This window comes from Mucilaginibacter sp. Mucisp73 (assembly GCF_059491465.1).
The window spans coordinates 3580718-3601130 of the sequence record NZ_CP168507.1; the positions used below are offsets into that span (position 1 = coordinate 3580718).

Sequence of the window (20413 nt, forward strand, 5' to 3'; positions counted from 1 at the left end):
TTCAAGCGGCAAAGAGAATATTGCAGGTTTACTTGTGGATGACTTTAGCAGGTAATTTGATGTAACGAACCGGTCGTTAATAATTGTCACGCCAGCTTACAGTCCAAATCCCTCAGGTACAAAATCAAGAGAAACGGAGTTCATACAAAACCTTTTATGTGTTGGCGGCGGACCATCATCAAATATATGCCCCAGGTGCGAATCACAGCGGGCGCAGATCACCTCCGTACGCTGCATGCCGTACGAGTTATCCTCTTTATAAATTACACTGTTTTTGCGCACAGGTTCATAAAAACTCGGCCAGCCACAGTCGCTTGCAAATTTGGCATCTGAGCGAAAAAGTTTATTGCCGCATACCGCGCAGTAATAAGTGCCTTTAGTATCCTTGTTCCAGTATTTACCGGTAAATGCACGTTCGGTTTCCTGTTCTCTTGCTGTGGCGTACAAAGCAGGCGGCAGGATTTTTTTCCACTCGGCGTTCGATACATTTAAATGCCGGGTATCGGTATTGGAGTAATAAGGATTATTTTCGTGCCCCTTTATTGTCTTTGCCTGCTGTGCAAACATTCCCGTTGTAAAAAACAACAGCGCTGCTATCATAAATACCGCTTTCATTATTGCTTCAGTTTATCTTTAAACACTTTTTTAAACTTCTCCAGTTCGGGCTGGATCACATATTTACAGTATGGTTGGCTGCCATTCTGGTTAAAATAGTTCTGGTGATAGTCTTCGGCCTTGTAAAAAGCTTTGTATGGAACTACCTGTGTTACAATCGGATCTTTATAAGCTTTTTCGGCATTCAGCTTCGTAATGTAATATTGGGCCTTTTGCTTTTGCCGGGCATTATGATAAAATATAGCCGACCGGTATTGTGTGCCTACATCATTACCCTGCCTGTTTAATTGCGTTGGGTCATGCGCCACAAAAAATGCAGCCAGCAATTCGTCGTAGGTAATTTTTGCCGGGTCGTAGATAATATTGCAAGCTTCTGCATGACCGGTTGTACCGGTACAAACCAACTCGTAAGATGGGTTGGCCACATGCCCGCCGGAAAATCCGGAGATCACTTTTTCAACCCCTTTTAATTGCTGAAATTTAGCTTCGGTGCACCAGAAGCACCCTGTAGCAAAAGTTGCGGTATCTAACACTTTTTTAGGGGCAGATGCCGACACGGAGAAACAAGCCGTTAACAGTACAGCTATGAAACAAGTTATTTTTTTCATGTATAACATATAGGTTTTAATACGATGCGTATCTATAGCAACTAACGTAAAAAACATGGGTAGCGTTGAGCAAAATTACCATATTAATGCTTTGTGATAGTTGTTTGACAAAACATGCTATTTTACTTTGAAAGAATAATGGAAATTTAAAACATTTTGAGATTTTGCTAATTGTATCAATATCAATTAACCTATTAAAATTTCCGTCATGAAACATGCATTCATTTTTGGGACTACCATATTTTTGTGCGAGCAAAATACGCTTACTTATAGCGATGGGCTTAGTAATATTGAGTTTTTGAGGATCCTTTCATTTTATAATGAGCAAAAAGGTAAAGTGCTTACCATCGAGGCCAATATCAACGCTCCTAACGGCGAAACGATCAGGATAAGTGCTAATGCCAATGAAAACGGCGCTGATATACGCCTTGATGTAACTAAAGGCCGTATTAAGGTATTTCAACCCGGACACGCGGAGCCTGTGCTGGACGTTTATCAGTTCGATCCGCATGAATACAGCGGTTTATCAAGCCATGTGCTGAATGAGATCCACGCGCAGCATCCTGACCATGTATTAACCATTAAAGGAAATTTCTTTGTTGGCGGAGCGCATTTCCTGATAGAAAACGAAAAGATGTTCATAGATAATAATGGCTATGCCAACGGTGTAGTGAATGCGCATAATGGGATAATACTATCGGCTGCTGTGGCTTAGTACCTTAAATATGTGAGGATAGCACAATATGATTACGATGAACTAAGCAATCCCCGATTTGCAAAGCCGTTCTGTATAGTTTGGGATTGCTTCGTTCCTCGCAATGAGGTCTTTTTTTGCTATAGATTAACATACCTCACTCAAACACACTCTTCGCCTTCTTAATAGTTTTTTCCAGGTCGATGCCTTTTGCCAGCACACCTTTAAAAAGGTCGCCGGTTTCTTTAAGGCGGTCGATGGAATTAAAAATGGTAAAATCTTTCATGGTGAGCCCGGGTTTCACTTCGTCCCAATGCAGGGGCATAGAAACAGTAGCACCAGGTTTAGGTCGCAAGGAATACGGCCCCGCTATGGTAGCTCCCGGACGGTTCTGCAGAAAATCAAGGTACATTTTACCATTTCGCTTGGCTACCATACGTTCCAAACTTGTATAATCGGGAATTTGCTTGTGAACAATGCCTACCACGAGCCGCGCAAACATCTGCGATTGATCATAATCATACTTCGCGCCCAACGGGATATAAATATGCATCCCTGTTGATCCCGATGTTTTACAGTATGAAGGTACATCTATAGCGTCAAGCACTTTTTTTACCTCCAAAGCGGCCGCAATAACCTGGTCGAACGTGTTTTTATCCGGGTCGAGGTCGATCACGCAGTAATCAGGATTATCCGGCGATTGTACCCGGCTAAACCAGGGGTTCATTTCAATACATCCCAGTGATGCCATCCATAGTAAATAAGATTCATCAGAACCTACTAAATATTCTTTATGTTCCCCTTCGCTGGTGGTGTACGGGAAAGTTTTAGTGATCCAATCGGGGGCTTTACCTTTCACATCCTTTTGGTAAAAACTTGGCCCATGAATGCCATTAGGAAACCTGTTAAGCGACATTGGCCTGTCTTTTAAATAAGGCAAGATATATTCAGCGACCTGGTAATAGTAATTGAACATATCCCGCTTGGTTACACCATCTTCGGGCCAGTAAACTTTGCTTAGATGTGTGAATTTAAGCTCATGTCCGCAAATTTTGCGTACCTGGGTTTCATCTTTAGGATTAAGCAGAGTTTTCCGGTCAGTATTTTTCACGGGTTTAATGGCTTTAGCGTGTGTATCGTTATCAGCTCCTTCAGCTTCCTCAACCGTTTCGGCTGTATGTTTCGGAGTTTCCAGTACAACATCTTTTGTTTTTTTATCGCTACGCATCCCTTTAAAAGAGGCTTGCCTGAACACCCCATCGCCGGTTACCTCAGCAAATGCCACCTCGCAAACCAATTCTGGTTTAAGCCAGGTGGGCTTAGCCCCTAAGCGCTGCGGCCTAAACCTTGATGGCTTATCCACATCAGGCTCCACCTCAAACGGACTTTTATCGGTAATAAGCGGCTTAAACTGTTCCATCATTTCTTTCTGCAGTTTATCAGAAAAGCCTGTACCCACTTTACCGGCATACTGTAGTTTGCCTTTATCATCATATAAAGCAAGCACCAGCGCGCTGAACGATTTGGAAGTGCCCGCGTTTTTGGTAAAGCCGGCAATGATCACTTCCTGCCTGCGCTGCACTTTTATTTTGAGCCACTCTTTTGAGCGAAGATCGGAAGTATAAACACTGCTGGCCTTTTTTGCGATGATTCCCTCCAGGCCTATTCTTTCGGCGGCGTTAAAAAATTCAATCCCGCCTGTATCAAAAACTTTGCTTTGACGGATGCGCTCATCATTGGTGGGAAGAACCGCACTTAAGATAGCCTGGCGTTGTTTAAGGGGCAATCCCATCAGGTTTTTACCCTCGTACCAAAGGATATCGAAAACGTAATAAACCAAATTGCCATCGGCCTCGCTCCGCCAGTTTTGCAGCGCTCCAAAATCGGAAACACCTTTATCATTCAATACCAGGATCTCGCCATCAATTACAGCATTAATCTGCCAGTCTTTCAGCAATTTATTAATTGGATAATATTTATCAAAAGGAAGATTATTACGGGAGATCAGCTCCGCTCCTTTTTTGTCGATCACGGCAATGGCCCTATAGCCATCCCATTTAACCTCGTAAAGCCAATCGGGGTCATCAAAAGGTTCGTCTACAAGAGTGGCCTTCATTGGCTTTATCTTAGTTGGCGCTTTTGATTCAGGGGCTTTTTTTAGTAGTTGTTCAACATCAAAATCCTCCGTATCATTAGTGTCTACTTTCTTTCCCAGTTGTTCAACGGGTTCGTTCAGGACTTTTTTTTTACCTGTTTTTTCAGGCTTTTCTACATCCTCTTCATGCCCGTGCTGCCAAACCTTTTCACTGGTTTTTTCCATACTTTCGATGGTTTTGCCGGAAAGAATGGATTTATCTTTTTTGGTAATATCTTTAACTGACGCAAATTGATCATTGTGCTTAATGAGCAGCCAGCCGTTTTCGCCCATACCATGGGTTTTAACAAGGGCATATTCACCCTCCAGCTTTTCGCCATGGAGCTTGATCTTCACCGAGCCGGCCTCGAGTTGTTTAAGCAGGTGTTTTTCCTGGGCCTTTTTGCCTTTGATCTCTTCAATGGGTTCATAAGTACCCTCATCCCAAACTATAACGGTACCGCCGCCATATTCACCTTTGGGGATGAGGCCTTCAAAATTCCGGTAGTCAAAAGGATGATCCTCAACCATCATAGCAAGGCGCTTAACTTTAGGATCGGTTGAGGGGCCTTTGGGTATAGCCCAGCTTTTAAGCACGCCGTCCATTTCAAGCCTGAAATCATAGTGTAAACGCGAAGCATCATGCTTTTGGATCACAAACATCAGATGGTCTTTGTCCTTGCTTCTCCCCGCTTTAGGTTCACGGGTTTTGCTAAAATCGCGTTTTTCCGCATATTTTTCCAGGCTCATAGTGATACTATTTGTTGTTCAAAAATTTGGCTACCGCGGCGGCTGAATTTCCAACGGCACGTACCGCTGTTTTTAACCTTTCCGGGCGAACACCAAATTTGTTTGCCCAGTACTCAACCTCATAATTTTCGCTGGTATTGATGAGGCTGTTATCATGCAATCCCGCTTTGTTCCTGTTGTTCATGATTAGTTTTATGATTGATATATTAACAGATCGACCAATTAAAGGTTTGATTATTAATTAATAAATTATTGTAATAAAATTTATTAATCGACACATGCTTATTCCCACTCATCACTTTGTTCGGCGTAGTTTGGCATCATCATATAAACCAGTATGGCAAGGCAGGCAAGCAATACCGAGCGGGTTACCCAGAATATAAATGTTTCCATAGTTATTTTTTTAGATGTTTTAATTTGGTTTGCTGTAAAAAACTTATGCATACCGCGTGCCGTTTATCAACTGTTTAAATATCAGCATGTTACATAGATACCACTAATTAAAATTGACTATATTTCAAGTATCGACGATTATATAACGATTATTAGCGACAAACAACCAACCTTTTATTGGTGCTATAAACAGTTTTTAAATCGCATTCAGGACAGTTTCAAACAACAAAGCCTGAGAAGTTTCGCTTCCCAGGCTTTTAGATAAAACGCTTAAAAGAATGTTACGATCAGGCTTTTATGTTTTGCCTGCCGGCCTTATGCCCTATTGTGGAATAATAAAGGATAAACAGGTAAATAGGAACAAGTAAAATATAGGCAGACTGCGCCGAAAACTTTTCCGAAAAATAACCGTAGAGCGGGGGCAAAACAGCGCCGCCCGCAATACCCATAACCAATAATGAAGATGCTATTTTAGTAAAGCGACCTAAACCGGCCAATGCCAGCGGCCATATAGCAGGCCACATTAACGAATTGGCCAAACCAAGCAATGCAATACAAAATACCGATGCATAGCCGTGAGTTAACAATGTTGCAATGGTTAAAATGATACCCAAAATTGCCGAAGCTACCAAAGCTTTTTGTTGTGTGATCAGTTTCGGGATACAGAAAACACCAACCAGGTAACCAACGATCATGGAGATCAAAGTACATGATGTAAAAAATTTAGCTGTTGATAATGGGATATGTTGAGAAGTACCGTAAAGTGAAATTGAATCGCCGGCAATAACTTCGGCACCTACATAAACAAACAGGGTTGCTACGCCAAGCATCAAATGCGGAAACTGTACAATACTCGTTTTATTGGTATTTGCGGCAGCCACCGTTTCGTCTTCATGCTCGGTGTTGATTTCGGGTAATGATGAAAAATAAATAAGGATGGCCAGCAAAATCAAAACTACCACCATGATACTGTAAGGCATAATCACCCTTGATGCCAGCTCATTTAACTCCAGTGCTTTTTCTGCTGCACTTAAAGTTTTAAGCTTTTCGGTTATCGAATCAATATTGGCGAGTACTACAGTACCCAAAATAACAGGTGCTAAAGCGCCGGCGATCTTGTTACAGATCCCCATGATACTGATCCGCCGGGCAGCAGTTTCGACAGGCCCCAAAATAGTGATATAGGGGTTTGAAGCGGTTTGCAGCACGGTTAGCCCGGTGCCCTGAACAAACAAGCCTATTAAAAAAATCCCGTAAGTACGGGTCATTGCAGCGGGGATAAATATCAATGCGCCTATGGCCATTACAAACAAGCCTATGGCCATCCCGTTTTTAAATCCAAACTTTTTGATGGTTTTTCCGGCGGGAATACCCATAACAACGTAAGCAATATAAAAAGCCGTAGTTACAAAATATGCTTCCTTGGTACTCAGCTCGCACGCTATTTTTAAGTAGGGAATGAGTGTTCCGTTCATCCAGGTAACAAAACCAAAAATGAAAAATAAAGCGCCGATAATTACAATTGGGTTTATCGCTGATCTTTTTACCGGCGATTCGATTACTGAACTTGTTGCCTGGGCCATAGTATGTTATTTTATTTAGAGGTATTTTATTTTAAATGAATTTTACCGTACCAAAAAACTGCGACAAATGAAAATCAGGCACGGGGCTATCTATATTACTCCAGCTTATAAAATGCGGCTCGGGCAGGTCATCACCGCATTTAAAAAAGTTTGCCTTGCTTGTAGTTCCGTTCAATGTTTTAACATCGTGATAAACAAAAATGGAGAAAGGGACTAACAATGTTAACTCCCAAGTGTTAAAACCCGCTGGGTCGTTTGCCCACTTGATATTACTTAATGTTTTTATACCACTCACCTTATCATCAGGTACCGCTTCCCTACCGTTACGATCTTTACCAAAGCCAACCAACGCGGTCCCGAGGGCATTAAATTCCAGGTTGTAATAATTTTGGTCGTCAGCAAAACTTATAAAAAGTTCTACGCAGCTATCTTTATAAACCGGATCATTTACTGTTTTATAAGTTGCCTGTGTATACTGCTCTTCTACAAAATATTTTAAGGCGATACCATTTTCGGTATGAGCTATTGAAAAATCAACTGATGGGAAATATCCGGTATCACTCCATAAAAGATTATCGATAGCGTACTTTTTTCCTTTTTCGAGCAAAACCGATAGGTCATCAAGGTTATTTTCATTGTAAGTACCCGGAATAAAGGGGGCGTAAACTTCCTTCACTGTTATTTTATAAAATGTTTAGTTTCAATTTACCAAAAGCGCATCCCAAATCAATGATTCATGCAGAATTAATACGCTAATGTTAATTTTTCTACCAAAATAAACAAAAAGTTTATAAATTATTTAATAATCTCTATTTACTTATTAAAAAAATATAAAAACTTTTCAATCCTTGTACTTACCGGAGAACCACCTGCAATTTCTCTTTCAGTTCTGCTTAATAATTAGCTACCTTGTACTAACCAATTTGTTATGAAAAGAAAAACTTTCATTCAATTAAGTACTACCTTGATGGCGTCTCCCTTATTATCATCATTCGAATCATTCGCGCAACAACCCCGCCTGCAAAACTGGTCGGGCAATTTAACTTACAGCACAGGCAATGTATTTTACCCAAAATCGGTTGAAGAGGTACAGCAGCTCATTAATAAACACGATAAAATAAAAGCATTGGGCACAAGACATTGCTTTAATACCATTGCCGACAGTAAAGATAACCTGCTCTCCACACGCGACCTGAACAAGGTGGTATCACTTGACAGACAAAACCATACCGTTACGGTTGAAGGTGGTATAAAATACGGCGAACTTGCGCCATACCTGCATAAAGAAGGCTTTGCCCTGCATAACCTCGCCTCTTTGCCTCACATTTCAGTAGCAGGCTCAATTACAACTGCAACACATGGTTCTGGCGTAAAAAACGGTAACCTATCAAGCGCGGTGGTGGGCCTGGAAATTGTTAAGGCTGATGGCAATATCGTTCATCTTTCAAAAACAAAAGATGCCGCCAAACTAAATGCAGTGGTAGTCGGGCTTGGAGCTTTGGGTGTAATTACTAAAGTTACGCTGCAAATACAGCCAACTTATATGATGAAGCAATATGTATTTACGGGCTTGCCTATGAGCGAGCTAAAGCAGCATTTTGAAAAAATTGTTTCGGCCGGGTATAGTGTTAGCCTGTTTACCGACTGGCAAAGTGACCATATTAACGAAGTTTGGATAAAAAGCCGGATGGGTACCGATAAAGACGAAAACCTGAAGGAATTTTACGGAGCAAAAGCAGCTACAAAAAACCTGCACCCAATTATAGGGCTCTCTGCCGAAAACTGCACCGAGCAAATGGGCGTTCCGGGGCCATGGTATGAGCGGTTGCCACATTTTAAAATGGGCTTTACGCCAAGCAGCGGAAAGGAACTGCAATCAGAGTTTTTTGTGCCTTTTGATCATGCCGTTGAAGCTATCGAAGCAGTGGCGCGATTAGGGAAGCAGATTGGCCCTCATCTTTTCATCACCGAGATCCGCACAATTGCCGCTGATGACCTGTGGATGAGCCCTGCCCATAATCAAAAATCGGTGGCTATCCATTTTACCTGGAAACAGGAAACAGAAGCTGTATTGAAATTGCTCCCTCAAATTGAACGTGAGCTTTCTCCGTTTAAAGCAAGACCACACTGGGGTAAGATCTTTACCATCCCTGCTAAAATATTAAGAGCACGTTACGAAAAGATGGATGCTTTTAAAGCCCTGGTAGCCGAATACGATCCGCATGGAAAATTCAGAAACCAATTTTTAGCAAACGAGCTTTATACTTCCTGAAATCAATGGGCTAAGGCTGCTGCTAATTAAAAAATCAATTTATTAGCCTTTAGCCTCGAGCATTTTGCTTTAAGCTTTTCGAAAAAGCTTATGGCTGCTGTCTGCGCGGGCGTTTTGCTCTTACCGGAGCCGCAGCGTCCTGCTGCTCATAGCGGTTATTTTCGCGCGGAAAGCGGGGTCTGTTGTAACCTTGCGGCTTTACTTTGTTAAAACCCGGCTTAGGTTTTGAAAATTGCTGCTTTTGTTGCGGCTGGTGCTTTTGTTCTGCTATCCTCACGCTTATCTCACGCTCATCGATAGTAGCACCATTCATAGCGTCAATTGCACGTTGAGCGCCTGCCTCATCAGTCATTTCTAAAAAACCATAACCTTTACTAATGCCGCTGTCTTTATCGGTAATTATCCTCACGGTACTTACCGTGCCATAAGCACTGAACAGTTCAACAAGTTCAATTTCTTCCATGTCCCGCGGAAAACCCACGATAAAAAGCTTAATCATACTCTACCAAGTAATTGCAATAGGTAACCAGTCAGCAAATATAGTGCACAAAAATGGTTTAGCCTATTGCTTAACCATCTGTTAAAGGCTTATTTACAAAAAAAGCGTTCCGGATCTTATCCCGGAATGCTTTTTCACACTAATTGTGTAGCCAATTGTATTGGATTACTCCCATTCAAGCCTCTTTAGCGTCCGAATTATTATTTCAACTCATAATCAATCACTTACTTTTATTTAGCAGCTTAAGCTGCTCACATATACGCGAGTGTTATGCCTGTGAATCGATGCTATTCAAAGGATCGATATGGTATGGGGTACTGCTTGACAATTTACTGCTTGATTTTCTTTTATCAATGCTCTTAAAGCCAGGCATTACCATTTAACTGGTGAAATTTGCTGATAAATTTACCCATAGTTCCCCAATAATGTAATGCCTGGTTAAAACTTATTAAACACCGCTTAATTATTTTGCCTTGCGGATATAAAGACTGCCGAAGGTGGTTTTCATCAATAATTCGGGACCGCCACCGGCTATCTTCCCGTAAACCCAATCCTCCATCTTCAGGCTGTACATTCCTTTTTCACCGTTATTTTTTGTAACAACCGGTTTGCGTTGTTCGGTTACCACATCAAAATCGGTAAATATATCACCCTGGTCTGATTTTAACTTTACATTGGCCTTAAGGCTTGCCGGGAACGTAACATCAACCTTACCGTTGAGCGTTGAAAATGCCATGGCCGCTTTTGCATCAATGCTTTTAAAGGTGACCTCAACATTGCCGTTAACCGTATTGGCCACAACAGATCCTGATATATTGTTTAGTTTGATATAGCCGTTAACATTCCGTATTTCCAGGTCACCGCTCAGATTGCTGGCATTGATGTTACCATTATTTACTGTGGATAATTTAACGCTTGTACTATTCATGGGCACTTTAATAGTCAAATTAGTAGTTTTATTAGGGCTGCCATGAACGCTTACTTGGTTATTGTTTTCCTGAGCCTGCACATCCAGGTTGCTCCCGGCCGATAAACGCCTCATTCCGCCCGGTGCCGGTTCCTTTTCACGGTGTTTTCTTTCTTCGCCCTGGGCATCAATAATAATATCCTTGCCTTCATACCCTGTTATGGTTATAGAACCATTGATCAGTCCTACTTCCAGTTTATATGGCTTTCCCGGATCACTTAACGGCACAACCAACTGCCCTTTTTCTCCATCCTGCGCCCAAAGCCTCGTGCTTAACAGCGCAGTTAGTAGTAATATACCTGTAAATCTTATCGTTTTCATGTTGTTATTTTTTATTGTTGTTTTTTGATATAAATATTGCCGTTAAGTGTTTCAAACTTAAATAGCTTTCCGCCCGCCCCTATTCGCACGCCATTATTTTTACTAAGCTTGTAAGTAGTGCTGCTGCCGTTTTTTGATTCGGTTTTACTTACTCTTGTAGGCAAAATCTCAGCATCTGGAAAATCGGTATAAAACTGTCCGTTCATACTTTTAAATTCAAGATCAGCTGCCAGGTTAGCCGGGTAAGTTACTTCAAGCTTACCATTAAGTGTATAATAGCTTGAAGCATCGGGTGGCACCGAGAGGTAAGTTACATTAAGCGGCCCGTTAATGGTATGTGCACTGGTTGTACCTTTGGCATTGGCAATGGTTATGCCGCCGTTTACATTGTTTACTTTTAATGCCCCATATACATCTTTAACTTCAACATTACCATCGTTTACGGTTGATACGCACAGGTTCATACCATAGGGCACTTTAACAGTATACTCTAATTTTACCGTATAGTCTATATGATGACGATCCTCCCGGTTCCAGTTGCGGCGCGGGCGGGTATCATAGGGTTCGGCCGTGTAAGCGATAATACTATCAGCCTTTTGATCAAATCCCAGTTTTACTTCTTTTTTACCGGTTTCAACATCGCCGGCGCTTTTGCCCCGGATGGTTTCATCTACCTCAATTGATACCTGGTTGCCCGAATATCCCTGCACAGTTATAGAGCCCCAGATATTGTAAATGGCCAGTGTAGTGCCCGAAGCCGCTCCCTGCAGGGTAAATTGCTTGCTAACATGTTCCTTAAAATCCTGAGCATGGACCGAAATTTGAACAAGGCAAAGCCCCAGACCTGTTAAAACAGGTAATAGTGATCTTTTCATGATTTGGTTTATTTTTAAATTAGTTGGGTTATTGTTTGTTTGATTTTATCGCGAACGCCATTATCAAGGCCTTTTTGTTTCAGCAGTTCTTTAAATGATTTTACTGATCGTTTTTCCTGCAGTTTCAGCATCACATCAGCAATGGCCAGTTGCATCAGCGGCGAATCCTGCTCAACTATTGACTTGATGAGGCCTTCCCGTACTTCCGGGTGACCGGTAAGATGTGTAAGCGCATCAAGCGTGCTCAGGCGTACATTTACATTGGGGTCGTTGTTCAGCGTAGCCAGTAAAGCGTCTATCACCTGCTTATCTGCATGCTTGATCTCGCTGGTATAGCTTACCCCCCTGATCCGCTCGGAGGCTGATGGATTTTCAAGCAGGGCCAGCATCATGGTTTGTTTAAGCTCATGCACCTGCGAGCTTAGGGCTTTCAGTTGCTTATCCTGATCATCGCTTTTATATTTTCCGAAAAACAGGTAACCAGCTCCTACTAAAAGCACCACCATGGCCAGGTTATAAGCCATTGGCCAGCGTGGCTGCCGCTCCCAGATCCGGCTTACCTGGTATTTAATATCAGCCCACAAACTCCTTTGCTCTTTTACCGACTCTTTGTAGGTATCCAGCATAGCATAAAACTTCACCCCCATATTGGCCGATGGCTCGGGTGTTTCGATATGGCCGATTGTATCCCATATTTGCTGAAGTCCCTGTAACTCTTCACGGCAATTGGCGCAGCCAGCAATATGCCGTTCTAAAGCCCCATTTTCTTCAGGACTTAACTCTTTGTTTATCCAACCGGTAAACAGTTCCTCATATAGCTCACATTTCATCTTATACTGTTTTATCGTTCCATTTTTACATAAATACTTTTAAGCTCCTGCATAGCCCGGTGGATGCGCACTTTTACTGTGCCTTCGGTCATGCCCAGTATTTCGGCTATCTCCTGGCATTTTAGTTCCTGGAAACGGCTCAGGGCTAAAATCTCGCGTTGGCTTTCGCTCAATTTTTCCATGGCCCGGTGAAGCTCGGCCTTAGCTTGCTTTTTTTCAAATTGTTCATCCGGCGCCAGGCCCCCTGCCATGGTTTCAGCCGCTTCCACGCCCTCGTGTTGTACCTGCTGTTTGTTTTTGCGCCAGTGATCTTTTAACACATTGCGGGCGATGGAGTACATCCAGTGGATATATTCGCCGGTGCCGGTAAAGGTGTGCCTGTACTTGAGCATCTTATAAAACACTTGCTGTACCATGTCCTCGCTTAGCTCGCGCTGGTAGGTCATGTGGAACAGAAAGCCGTACAACTGCCGATTGTAGCGTTCAAAGAGCATACCCATCCTGTCAAGGTCACCGGCTTTCACCTTAAGCATAATGGCATTGTCTGTAAGCGTGTTCAATCAGTTTGTAATTATGTAATATACCTTAAGTACTTCGGCGGCGTAAAATGGTTACAGAAAATTTTAGTTTTTTTTTCGGAAGATGCAATTGCAGATCAAACTTAACAGAAATTTAAACCAAACAGGCAATTGGTTTGAAGTGTTATTAACTAACTTTATATAAACAATTAAAACCATAAGATCATGACCACCACCGAAGTAGCAGAAAAATTAGTTCAGTATTGCCGTGAAGGCAAACATACTCAGGCTATTGATGAGCTTTATGCAGATAATATTGTGAGCCGGGAGCCAAAAGGTTCGCCAATGGAGCTTACCGAAGGTAAAGAGGCAGTTAAAGGCAAAACAGAATATTGGTATGCCTCGGTTCAGGAGATTCACAGCGGCGAGGTATCTGACCCGATTGTTACCGGTAATTTTTTCGCGGTAACCATGGATATGGATGTTACCTATAAAGAAGGCGGCCGTATGCCAATGAATGAAATTGCGGTTTATGAAGTGAAAGACGGAAAAATTATAGCCGAGCAGTTTTTTTATAATATGGGCTAAGCGCACCTAACCAATAATAAATGACAAAGGCCTTCGCACCCGCAAAGGCCTTTTGTTTTTATCTTCGGAGCAATAAAGATCACTATTCCATTGAGCGGATAATACCCAGCTCAAGCCCTCTTAATTCGGCAAGACCGCGAAGCCTGCCAATGGCCGAATAACCGGGATTAGTTTTCTTTTTAAGGTCATCAAGCATCTGGTGACCATGATCGGGGCGCATAGGGATACTTAATTTACGTTGTTTCATTACCTGCACCAACTCTTTTACCACAGCGTACATATCCACATCGCCTTCCAGGTGGTTATCCTCATAAAAATCGCCAAACTCATTGCGGCGGGTGCTGCGCAGGTGAATGAAATTGATCCTGTCGCCAAATTGTTTTACCATGGCCGGAAGGTCATTATCCGGCCTTACACCGTATGAACCTGTGCAGAAGCATAAACCATTGTTTAATGAAGGCACAGCCTCAATAAGCGCATGGATATGTTCGGCGGTGCTTACTACCCTTGGCAGACCCAAAATGGCGTACGGCGGATCGTCCGGGTGGATAACCATTTTTATATTATTGGCATCGGCAACCGGGATAACCTGCTGCAGGAAAAAGATCAGGTTTTGCCTCAGCCTTTCCGCATCAATGCCGTCATAGGCAGCAAGGGCTTCCCTGAATTTATCCAGCGTAAAGCTTTCTTCGCTACCGGGCAGGCCGGCTATTATATTACGCTGAAGTAGTTGCTTGTCATCGTCGCTCATACCATCAAAACGGGCTTTGGCACGGGCAAGTTCATCGGCGGTATATTCCTGTTCGGCCCCATCCCTTTTCAGCATAAATACATCGAAGGCAATAAAAGCGGCTTTTTCAAAGCGGAGGGCTTTTGAGCCATCTTCAACGGTAAAAGCCAGATCGGTACGGGTCCAGTCCAGCACGGGCATAAAGTTATAGGTAACGATATGGATCCCGCAAGCCGCCAAATTTTGCAGGCTTTGTTTATAGTTTTCGATGTATTGCAGGTAGTCGCCGGTTTGGGTTTTGATGGCTTCATGTACGGGTACGCTTTCAACTACGTCCCAAGTAAGCCCGGCAGCCTCAATGATCGCCTTGCGCTCGTTAATGGCCTCAATTGTCCATACCTGGCCGTTGGGTACCTGGTGCAGGGCGCTTACTACACCCGTACAACCCGCCTGCCTGATATCAGCTAAACTCACCGGATCATTAGGGCCATACCAACGCATGGTGTTGATCATGCTGAAGGCATTGCTTGTATTGGTATCACTCATTTTATATAGTAGTAGATTTAATATTCAAAACAGGGTGTTCAATTTTAGAAAGGTTGAACACTTCAAAAAAAACCAACATTGATAATCAAGCACTTAACTGTTCAAAGCATTACAACAAAATAACTAAAACGCTAATAATCAATAAAATAACATTTAACAACCTATTTCATTGAACACCTGATTTTTAAAAATTGAACACTGACACAGCCATGTCAGTAAACACACATCAAGCTGCAATTTATCACGCGCCAATAATCGTTATATTTTTTTAATCGATTAACAGTTAATTCAAATAATTTGAGTGCTGCCCGGGTTCTCAAGCAATATAGCATTCAATCATGTCATTATGAAGCGCTACCCTTATGGTCAGATAATAGACATTAGTGGTACTGAACTTACATAGTCGCGCTCTTGGCCGCGCGGGGCCAGATACTTTTGTCTTGACACAAAAGTATCCAAAAAGTCAAATCAGCAGATAGGCTTCATTTCGCACAAGGCCTTTGCCCTGCAAAGCGGTCAGAACCACGGGCTGCAATTATTTTGCCCCGCTACGCTCGCGCTTTCTCATTACTTCTGCAAAAACTTGCTATGCCCCTTCCTGCGCTCAAGGCCACCATTGTTCTGCCCGCTTTCACCCGAAGCTTACCTGCTGACGGAAAAGGGGATTTTTTCAACGGCCCATGTTGAGCCAGTCGAAGCATGGTGGGCAAGGCCTTTGCGCGCGGCCCTTCGACTGGCTCAGGGTGACAAGCCCCTCTCTTGGTTTACGCCCAATCAAAATCCACCACCGTACCGTTCAGCTTCCATTTAGCGGGTGTTATTGTTTCCATCCAGTCCAATGGCTGGCCCAGTGGCTGTACTTTGGCGGCTTGTGCGAAAGCTGTTTTAACTGCTCTCTTTTGCTCTTCGCCCATGGCTTCGGGCTGACCGGAGATGAACAGCGGTGCGCCGCTTTCGGCTAATAATTGCAGCCACTGCTTGTTCCTTTTCCATTCAATATCTTTAGTAAGACCTACGCAATCGCCATCTACTGCATAAAAGGCATTGTGCTGTGGCAGGCGGAAAGCGAGCGTGTTAACGCCCATTTTACGGGTACGCGCCCATTCATGACCACTGGTATCATCGCCGATACGGCAAAGTTCAAACACCCCGGCCGACAGGTGGCTCATCGTATTACAACCTATCACATAAATGCCATCACCCGCGGCTTCACGGATGGAGTGGTACAGGTGCAGGATGATCTCGGCGTTGGTTTTTGTCCTGTCGTTAAAATGCCAGCCCGGCGAAGTAAAGCTGTCCTTCATATCAAAACCCCAGCGACCTGCTATATCATAAGTGCTAAAATCATGCTTTACCATTTCGTATCCCCATTGCTTGTACACGTTAAAATTATGTTTAATGCGGGCTATATTTTCGGGGATGGTTGGATCGAGTACCGGATTTTTCGGATCATCCCTTCCGGGAATCTTCGGAGCCAGCAAGCTGGCCTTTTCATCATGCTTAGCACAAAGCGGACGCATCCACAAGCCGGGGCGCATACCCAATTTTTTGATCTCATCGCCCAGCGCATGCATATCCTTAAACTTATCGTTTGGCTTTGAAAAGTCATCATTCCAGCCACCATCACCGGGTAATAATGGCGAATAAGTGGCCCAACCGGCATCAATTACCGAAAATGGTTTGTTGCTATGATCGGTAACCAGTTCGGCCATCATCGCGGTGGTTTTTCTGATAAGTTCGGCCGAGTTGTTGCCATAGGCAAAATACCAGTCGTTAATACCATATACCGGTTGCTTTGGAATGCGCGGCTTTTCGCACATCATTTTACAAAAGCGATGGGTTGCGGCAAAAGTATCTTCTCCTGTTTTAGCATTGGTAGTTATAATATCGGCAGCATGCAGTTGCCTGTCGCCCAGCAGCACCCCCACACCACCCGAAGTTGTATCCAGGGTAAGTTCAATGCTGTCATTATTTACGCCCCACCAGCAAATACTATTAGCACCGGTTTTTACCCCGAAGCAAGCCGTTTGCTTATCATCATGAATAATTACATACCACGGATTTTTAATGCCGGCAACCATGGTTTTCCATTGCAGGTCGCCATAAGAACGTTCCCAATGATCGCCCAGGAACTTGGCTGATGCAGCAGTGTTGTGTTTCCACTTTAATCTTATCGCGTTTAATTCCTGTTTTGGTGATGAAACGGATATGCCAAGTGCATTACCATTAGTTTTCAAGCTTACGCTTATTTCTTTATGCGCGTAGTGAAATCCGTTTGACGCAGTAAGCTTAACCCAATCGGTACCGGATTGAGCCCAAATCTCATCAGGAGCGTTCATCATCGCGGCTCCGTTTGCAGCCGAATAAGTAAGCCTGCTAAAAAGCATTGCAGCACCGGTGGCTGCAGAAATTTTGATAAAATGCCGTCTTTGCATAGTAGATGTAATTGCAGTGATTATCTGTTAAGGTAACATTTAAATTGGTTTACAACGTTACTAAAAGGATTAAGCAAAAACTAATACAATCTTGGATTTTTATTGACATGACACAACCCTCTTCCCTGGCCGGCTTTTTCAACGGCGGCCGGAGGCCGCTTGATAGTTGCCACTCGGCTGGGGCCGAGTGGCGGCGGAGATATTGATTTTTTATGTCATTGCGAGCGCAGCGCGGCAATCTCGTAGCCAATGCTTGTCCGATGTGCATAGCTACGAGATTGCCACGTCGCCCCAAATGCTTTTGCCTGTGCCGTTCCTCGCAATGACATAACTTTTATTAGTATACAACCATCACATCAATATTTATAGCCCCGTCGCCTATGTTATCAAAAATAAATTACAAACTCCGTCTGCTGATCGGCAACGGTTTTCAACGAAAACTCAAAGCCGTGGTTCAGCATGATTTCGCGCACCAGGGTTAAGCCTATCCCCTGCCCGTCTTTTTTGGTACTGAAGAAGGGAGTAAACAGGTTGGCATTTTGTTCGGCTGTAATACCCTTGCCGGTATCAGTGATAACGAGCTTTTTTTCTTTGAGGTTGATGGTAAAGGTTACTGATCCCTGGTCATCAATAGCCTCAATGGCGTTTTTTACAATGTTGATGAATGCCTGCTCCAGTTGTTGTTCATCAGCCATAATATTAACCGGTTCTTCGGGTAAATGAAGGACTAACGCCACATTTTTTTCTTTGGCACGGATATTTATCAGCTTTACTACCGATGCTAAGAGCTTTTGCAATACTACAGGCTGTTTGTTGGCCGGCGGCAGTTTCACCAAATCGGCAAAATTGCGCATAAACAGGTTAAGGTTCTGGTTCCTGTCCATTGCAACCTGCAGGGCGTCTTTTATCGGGTCGAAATTGTGACTTTGCCAAAGCTGGTCGGTCTTCATAGCCGATTGCATGATGGAATTAACCGGGCCTATGGTATTGTTCACCTCATGTGCCATCATCCTGATCACTTTGCCATAAACTTTCTTTTCTGCTGCCAGGATCTCAGCGGTCAAATCCTCCAGCATAATAAAATGGCGCGAAAATCCCCGGTCGATAAAATGCGATTTTTGGAGTTTGAATGAGTTGATACCGTCCAGCTTAACTACCTCCGTTTCGCCCGATTTAAGAGCTTTGATATGTTCAAAAATCGGGTTGGTTAATTCACCAATCAATTCACCAACCACCGCTTTTTCATCAATACCCAAAACCTGCAAAGCTTTAGGGTTTATTTGCTGCACACGGTCATCAAAATCAAGGATGATGATACCTGTTGGCGAGGTATGGATCAGCTTTTCTAAAAAGAAATGCTGCTGCTCCTGTCGTGTCCGTTCGGTTCTTAGCTCGTCCATCATTTGGTTATAAACATCAATCAGCGCGTCAACCTCGTGCTTGCCGGTTGAAAGGAATTTCACATTAAAATCTTTATCTTTAATAGCCTCAACGCCCTGCATCAGCATTTTTAGTGGCTGAATGAGCTGCCGGTAAAGCTGCACGGCAATTACCGAAGAGATGATCACAACCACCTCCGATATGATAAAATAGATCTTGTTATCGTTGAAAATAAAATAAGTAAGCACCAGGGTTAGCAGGTGCAGGATCACTACGAATAAAATGTATTTAGTCCTCAGCTTCATCGTACGGGATCTGGTATTTCTCGAGCCGCCGGTACAGGGCGCTGCGCGTAAGCCCCAAAGCAGCGGCAGCCTTGCTTATCTTGTTTTTATGATGATCTAAAGCCCGTTTTATCATCTCTACCTCAACCTCTTCTAAAGTTAAAGTACCCACGCCCGGCAACTGGATGTTTCCTTTTTTAACAGGTGATAATTCCAGTTGCGACCGGAAGTCATCGATACTCAGTTCATCCCTGCGGCTCACCAAAATGGAGCGCTCCACCAGGTTTTTCAACTGCCGTATATTGCCCGGTAAAGGCAACTGCTGTAACCACTTCATAGCCGATGGTGCTACCGACAAATTGGGCCGGTTATAGATCTGCTTCAAGTTATTAATAAAAAAGCTAACCAACAATGGAATATCCTTCGGCCGTTCGCGCAGGGCCGGCAGGTAAACTGTAATGAGGTTGATCCGGTACAATAAATCCTCGCGAAAAGTACCCCGGGCCACCATCTCGTTAAGGTTTTTATTTGTGGCGCAAACAACACGGGTATCAACCGTTTTTGTACGGCTGCTGCCCAATACTTCATAGGTGCGGTCCTGCAATACGCGGAGCAGCTTTACCTGGCTGCCGGCATCCAGGTCGCCTATTTCATCTAAAAAAATGGTGCCTTTATTTGCCATTTCAAAGCGGCCTACCCTGTCAAACCGGGCATCGGTAAACGCTCCGCGGATATGGCCGAACATTTCGCTTTCAAACAACGATGTTGAGATGCCCCCAAGGTTTACTTTAATAAACGGCTTATTACGACGCAGGCTATTTTGGTGAATGGCCTCTGCTATCAGCTCTTTACCTGTGCCGCTTTCGCCCATGATCAGCACCGATGCATCGGTTGAGGCTACCCGGCCAATGGTTTCCAGGATATCGAGCATCCGGGGATCTTCGCCTACAATATTTTCAAAGTTGTAGGTTTTATCCAGTTGCTTACGGGTATGGTGCTCGGTCTTTTTATCCTGCAGATCGAGCAGGGTTTTAACTGATTGAATAAGGTACTCGTTATTCCACGGCTTATTGATGAAATCATTGGCGCCCAGTTTCATACCTTTAACTGCCAATTCAATGCTCCCCCAGCCGGTGATCAGGATCACGGGGATAGCGCTGTTAAAAGCTTTGATCTTTGCAAGCAGTTCCATTCCCTCCTGCCCTGATGTATCTATCGAAAAATTAAGATCTAAAATGACCAACTCAGGAGCCTTTTTCTTAATGATCTTAAGGGCTTCGGCAGGCTCATCGGTACCTGCAGCATCATACCCCTCGCTTTTTAGCAGCAGGATAAGCGAGGTGCGTACGGCAATATCATCATCAATAACCAATATCATAACAGGCGGTTAA

The 20413-nt window shown here is 43.5% G+C and carries 18 protein-coding genes; 3 read left to right on the plus strand and 15 right to left on the minus strand.

The genetic code is table 11. The features are described 5' to 3' along the window. Positions 1–96: 96 nt before the first annotated feature. Entirely contained in the window at positions 97–615 is a 519-nt protein-coding gene (gene msrB, locus ACEN82_RS14865; protein WP_413317679.1) for a peptide-methionine (R)-S-oxide reductase MsrB, read from the minus strand. After that, entirely contained in the window at positions 615–1223 is a 609-nt protein-coding gene (gene msrA, locus ACEN82_RS14870) for a peptide-methionine (S)-S-oxide reductase MsrA (RefSeq protein ID WP_090526174.1), read from the minus strand. The genes msrB and msrA overlap by 1 nt, the downstream gene beginning before the upstream one ends. A gap of 208 nt (positions 1224–1431) precedes the next feature. Between msrA and ACEN82_RS14875 the strand changes: the two genes are divergently transcribed. Then, the gene (locus tag ACEN82_RS14875; RefSeq protein WP_373614187.1) at positions 1432–1938 is read left to right on the plus strand and encodes a hypothetical protein; all 507 of its coding nucleotides are present in this window, start codon (positions 1432–1434) and stop codon (positions 1936–1938) included. A 136-nt stretch (positions 1939–2074) separates the two neighbouring features. On the opposite strand, the gene ligD is transcribed toward ACEN82_RS14875, so the two are convergent. The 4 genes from ligD to ACEN82_RS14895 form a co-directional block, all read right to left on the minus strand. Beyond that, positions 2075–4801, minus strand: coding sequence for a DNA ligase D (gene ligD, locus ACEN82_RS14880; protein WP_413317681.1), 2727 nt, complete (start codon positions 4799–4801; stop codon positions 2075–2077). A 7-nt stretch (positions 4802–4808) separates the two neighbouring features. Continuing rightward, positions 4809–4985, minus strand: a complete 177-nt coding sequence (locus ACEN82_RS14885; RefSeq protein WP_175489907.1) for a DUF3606 domain-containing protein — start codon at positions 4983–4985, stop codon at positions 4809–4811. Between the two features lie 496 nt (positions 4986–5481). Then, positions 5482–6777: a sugar MFS transporter gene (locus tag ACEN82_RS14890; RefSeq protein ID WP_413317683.1), complete on the minus strand. Its 1296-nt coding sequence runs from the start codon at positions 6775–6777 to the stop codon at positions 5482–5484. Positions 6778–6808: 31 nt separating this feature from the next. Continuing rightward, entirely contained in the window at positions 6809–7453 is a 645-nt protein-coding gene (locus tag ACEN82_RS14895; protein WP_413317685.1) for a carbohydrate-binding family 9-like protein, read from the minus strand. A 252-nt stretch (positions 7454–7705) separates the two neighbouring features. Here ACEN82_RS14895 and ACEN82_RS14900 point away from each other — a divergent pair, with 252 nt between their 5' ends. Further along, positions 7706–9049 (plus strand): FAD-binding protein, encoded by a 1344-nt coding sequence (locus ACEN82_RS14900; RefSeq protein ID WP_413317687.1) that lies wholly within the window; start codon positions 7706–7708, stop codon positions 9047–9049. Positions 9050–9137: 88 nt separating this feature from the next. On the opposite strand, the gene ACEN82_RS14905 is transcribed toward ACEN82_RS14900, so the two are convergent. The 5 genes from ACEN82_RS14905 to ACEN82_RS14925 all read right to left on the minus strand — a co-directional run bounded on the left by ACEN82_RS14905 (position 9138) and on the right by ACEN82_RS14925 (position 13101). Then, on the minus strand, positions 9138–9548 hold the full coding sequence (locus tag ACEN82_RS14905; RefSeq protein WP_413317689.1) for an RNA recognition motif domain-containing protein: 411 nt from the start codon (positions 9546–9548) through the stop codon (positions 9138–9140). 463 nt (positions 9549–10011) lie between these two features. Next, on the minus strand, positions 10012–10836 hold the full coding sequence (locus tag ACEN82_RS14910; RefSeq protein ID WP_413317691.1) for a DUF4097 family beta strand repeat-containing protein: 825 nt from the start codon (positions 10834–10836) through the stop codon (positions 10012–10014). 11 nt (positions 10837–10847) lie between these two features. Then, positions 10848–11711, minus strand: a complete 864-nt coding sequence (locus ACEN82_RS14915) for a DUF4097 family beta strand repeat-containing protein (RefSeq protein WP_413317693.1) — start codon at positions 11709–11711, stop codon at positions 10848–10850. Between the two features lie 14 nt (positions 11712–11725). Next, positions 11726–12541: a zf-HC2 domain-containing protein gene (locus ACEN82_RS14920; RefSeq protein ID WP_413317695.1), complete on the minus strand. Its 816-nt coding sequence runs from the start codon at positions 12539–12541 to the stop codon at positions 11726–11728. A gap of 11 nt (positions 12542–12552) precedes the next feature. Beyond that, positions 12553–13101: an RNA polymerase sigma factor gene (locus tag ACEN82_RS14925; RefSeq protein ID WP_413317697.1), complete on the minus strand. Its 549-nt coding sequence runs from the start codon at positions 13099–13101 to the stop codon at positions 12553–12555. A 183-nt stretch (positions 13102–13284) separates the two neighbouring features. On the opposite strand from ACEN82_RS14925, the gene ACEN82_RS14930 reads away from it, so the two are divergent. After that, a complete protein-coding gene (locus ACEN82_RS14930) occupies positions 13285–13647 on the plus strand; it encodes a nuclear transport factor 2 family protein (protein WP_090524628.1) in 363 nt (120 codons plus the stop codon). 82 nt (positions 13648–13729) lie between these two features. Here ACEN82_RS14930 and uxuA read toward each other — a convergent pair whose 3' ends face one another. From uxuA to ACEN82_RS14950, 4 genes are all read right to left on the minus strand, one after another. Then, the gene (uxuA, locus tag ACEN82_RS14935; RefSeq protein WP_413317699.1) at positions 13730–14923 is read right to left on the minus strand and encodes a mannonate dehydratase; all 1194 of its coding nucleotides are present in this window, start codon (positions 14921–14923) and stop codon (positions 13730–13732) included. A 764-nt stretch (positions 14924–15687) separates the two neighbouring features. After that, complete coding sequence (locus ACEN82_RS14940; protein WP_413317701.1) at positions 15688–17358, minus strand: hypothetical protein; 1671 nt, start codon at positions 17356–17358, stop codon at positions 15688–15690. A gap of 386 nt (positions 17359–17744) precedes the next feature. Continuing rightward, positions 17745–19043 (minus strand): sensor histidine kinase, encoded by a 1299-nt coding sequence (locus ACEN82_RS14945; RefSeq protein WP_413317703.1) that lies wholly within the window; start codon positions 19041–19043, stop codon positions 17745–17747. After that, positions 19027–20400, minus strand: coding sequence for a sigma-54-dependent transcriptional regulator (locus ACEN82_RS14950; protein WP_090524622.1), 1374 nt, complete (start codon positions 20398–20400; stop codon positions 19027–19029). The genes ACEN82_RS14945 and ACEN82_RS14950 overlap by 17 nt, the downstream gene beginning before the upstream one ends. Positions 20401–20413: the final 13 nt, after the last annotated feature.

What these genes read in the sequence shown, in the direction of transcription:
- msrB (WP_413317679.1), bottom strand. Translation starts at nt 615, where the DNA reads ATGAAAGCGGTATTTATGATAGCAGCGCTGTTGTTTTTTACAACGGGA.
- msrA (WP_090526174.1), bottom strand. Translation starts at nt 1,223, where the DNA reads ATGAAAAAAATAACTTGTTTCATAGCTGTACTGTTAACGGCTTGTTTC.
- ACEN82_RS14875 (WP_373614187.1), top strand. Translation starts at nt 1,432, where the DNA reads ATGAAACATGCATTCATTTTTGGGACTACCATATTTTTGTGCGAGCAA.
- ligD (WP_413317681.1), bottom strand. Translation starts at nt 4,801, where the DNA reads ATGAGCCTGGAAAAATATGCGGAAAAACGCGATTTTAGCAAAACCCGT.
- ACEN82_RS14885 (WP_175489907.1), bottom strand. Translation starts at nt 4,985, where the DNA reads ATGAACAACAGGAACAAAGCGGGATTGCATGATAACAGCCTCATCAAT.
- ACEN82_RS14890 (WP_413317683.1), bottom strand. Translation starts at nt 6,777, where the DNA reads ATGGCCCAGGCAACAAGTTCAGTAATCGAATCGCCGGTAAAAAGATCA.
- ACEN82_RS14900 (WP_413317687.1), top strand. Translation starts at nt 7,706, where the DNA reads ATGAAAAGAAAAACTTTCATTCAATTAAGTACTACCTTGATGGCGTCT.
- ACEN82_RS14905 (WP_413317689.1), bottom strand. Translation starts at nt 9,548, where the DNA reads ATGATTAAGCTTTTTATCGTGGGTTTTCCGCGGGACATGGAAGAAATT.
- ACEN82_RS14910 (WP_413317691.1), bottom strand. Translation starts at nt 10,836, where the DNA reads ATGAAAACGATAAGATTTACAGGTATATTACTACTAACTGCGCTGTTA.
- ACEN82_RS14915 (WP_413317693.1), bottom strand. Translation starts at nt 11,711, where the DNA reads ATGAAAAGATCACTATTACCTGTTTTAACAGGTCTGGGGCTTTGCCTT.
- ACEN82_RS14920 (WP_413317695.1), bottom strand. Translation starts at nt 12,541, where the DNA reads ATGAAATGTGAGCTATATGAGGAACTGTTTACCGGTTGGATAAACAAA.
- ACEN82_RS14930 (WP_090524628.1), top strand. Translation starts at nt 13,285, where the DNA reads ATGACCACCACCGAAGTAGCAGAAAAATTAGTTCAGTATTGCCGTGAA.
- uxuA (WP_413317699.1), bottom strand. Translation starts at nt 14,923, where the DNA reads ATGAGTGATACCAATACAAGCAATGCCTTCAGCATGATCAACACCATG.
- ACEN82_RS14940 (WP_413317701.1), bottom strand. Translation starts at nt 17,358, where the DNA reads ATGCAAAGACGGCATTTTATCAAAATTTCTGCAGCCACCGGTGCTGCA.
- ACEN82_RS14945 (WP_413317703.1), bottom strand. Translation starts at nt 19,043, where the DNA reads ATGAAGCTGAGGACTAAATACATTTTATTCGTAGTGATCCTGCACCTG.
- ACEN82_RS14950 (WP_090524622.1), bottom strand. Translation starts at nt 20,400, where the DNA reads ATGATATTGGTTATTGATGATGATATTGCCGTACGCACCTCGCTTATC.